The organism is Candidatus Cloacimonadota bacterium (genome assembly GCA_011372345.1).
GTDB lineage: Bacteria > Cloacimonadota > Cloacimonadia > Cloacimonadales > TCS61 > DRTC01.
Genome location: DRTC01000505.1, coordinates 1 through 2,134 on the forward strand (window position 1 = coordinate 1; position 2,134 = coordinate 2,134).

Annotated in this window: 3 protein-coding genes; all 3 read right to left on the reverse strand. The window is 29.9% G+C overall.

Going from position 1 to position 2,134, the window contains the following annotated elements; all coding sequences use genetic code 11:
* Positions 1–271, reverse strand: a 271-nt coding sequence (locus ENL20_09740; GenBank protein ID HHE38838.1) for a HEPN domain-containing protein, incomplete at its 3' end; no start/stop codon positions are given.
* On the reverse strand, positions 268–516 hold the full coding sequence (locus ENL20_09745; GenBank protein ID HHE38839.1) for a nucleotidyltransferase domain-containing protein: 249 nt from the start codon (positions 514–516) through the stop codon (positions 268–270). The genes ENL20_09745 and ENL20_09740, both read right to left, overlap by 4 nt.
* A 176-nt stretch (positions 517–692) precedes the next feature.
* Complete coding sequence (locus ENL20_09750; protein ID HHE38840.1) at positions 693–1,922, reverse strand: TolC family protein; 1,230 nt, start codon at positions 1,920–1,922, stop codon at positions 693–695.
* Between the last annotated feature and the right edge of the window lie 212 nt (positions 1,923–2,134).

A 2,134-nucleotide genomic window follows, 5' to 3' on the forward strand; every position in this document is an offset into this window, starting at 1 on the left:
CAAAAAGTAACTTATAAAGCTTCCCATATTTTTTGGGAATTAATTCTTTCTTGATAAAATGTTGAATAAATAAAGCTCTAACACCGGTATGTTTTGATGAAGAATATCCGAATTTTAATAACAAAGCTGAAATAATATAAAAAGCAGAATAATACAATCTATTCACAGAACTATTAAATGAATCTTCTTTGAATAAAATCTGTGCGACCCGAAAAGATTCTTTTGCTCTGCGGATTCTGTAATTTATATATTCCTTCTTATAATCCTTCATAAATAAATACCTTCGTGAACAACACTTTGATAATATGGAGAACAACTGTTTCTTTTACTGTTCCAGTATTTCAAATTTTCAAAAATTAGATTCAAGATTTCTCCTGATTCTATTTCGATATCATATAATTTATACCTTAATTTTACTTCTTGTTTAAAATCGATTACTTTTGTCAAAAGAATAAAAATATCCCAATCCGAATATTCTCGAAAATCTCCTCTTGCTCTCGATCCGTAAAGGATGATCTTGGCATCTTTATCAAATTGATGTACTTATTCTTTGATTTTCCTAAATAAAACTTCTTTTTTCATGATCTTTCTTGAACCTTTTCAGCGGTTTCTTTCTGCTTCCGCAAAAACAATTAAACTTTCCGAATCTTACATTTAAGAATTCCTTTGTTAGAAGCTTCGGAAAGTGATTATTACCATTTCCCTAAAATTTTATGAGATAATTTATAATTGATTTCCTCCTGTTTTCTCATCAGTTCATAATGTTTATTTATATAAGATAGTTCTGCATTTTGAAAATCTATTTTCGCTCGGTCAAAATCAAGTAAACTGATGATCCCAAGTTGGAATTGCTTTTGTGCCATTTCCAGGTTTTCTGCTGCCAGATCTTTCTTTTCCTGATACAACTCGTAAGATTTTTTTAAGGTTTGAATGTCATTGAGAAGATTTTCGTAATCATTTTTTAAGTCATTTTCTTTTTCCTGCAAATCGATTTCAGATATCTTTAAATTATTCTTTGCCCGGCTGTATGATTCCCTTCTTTCCAGCAAGTCTGAAATTGGATAGAAAGCGTTCAACGAGAGTGTATGAGAATCATCATAGTTTGAGAAATCGAAATATGAGTCATTATCATAACTGTATGAATAAGTTAGAGATAGATCCGGGAAAAAATTGAGTTTATCCTGAAATAGCGAAAGTTTTGAACTTTTCAGATCATTCCTTTTTGTTTGAATATCGATATTTTCGCTATATTCAATTTCCTGATCTGAAATAACAAAATCCGGTTCGGAAAATTCCAATCCTTCATCTTCTATATTCAGATACAAAAACAGGTTTTTCCTTGCTTTTTTCAAATCATTCTCATATTCAGCAACAGCTATTTCATAATCGAGTAAAGAAATCTCACTTTGTTTCAGATCGAGCAATGATTTATCCCCCGAATCATACTGCACCTGGATTTGTTCCGTAATTTTTTTCTGAAGTAATAAATTTTTCTCCTGAATCTGCAAACTTTTTTGTGCTTCCAAAATAGAAATATACTTTGAGAAAACATTGAAAGCAATATACTTTTTCATATTTTGCATATTAAGATCGGAATTCTTCTTGTTGATATTTGCCAATCTGATACTGAAATATGTTTGATCATCCCAGTAAATGCTTTTGCTCAAAGAAATTCCAGAACTTCTTGACCAATCCGTTTCATTCTTGATGATATTTTTACCGGCACTTGCATTCGCAGTAATATCAGGAAGAAGACCTAACCAACTGCTTCTCATAGAAGATATTGTATTTTTATGAGATAAATCCTGATTCTTAATATCATACGAATTTTCTAAACCGATCTCGATCAAATCATCGAGTTCGTATTGTTCGGCAAAACAAATAATCGGCAATAAAATTAATAAAGAAAAAAGTATTTTCATAATCACCTCATTTTAATTTTTCTAATGAATAATTAAATATAAGATCATGTTTCCAAATCCAACCAGAAAGAAGAACGACAGGGAAAAGATCAGTAAAAATTTATAAACATATTTATTAAAATATCCCAGAATTATATCAACATCAAGCTTTTGGGAAACAATCTCAACATACTTATTCAAATCATATTTCTTCATAAGGTAAGGAACAAAAG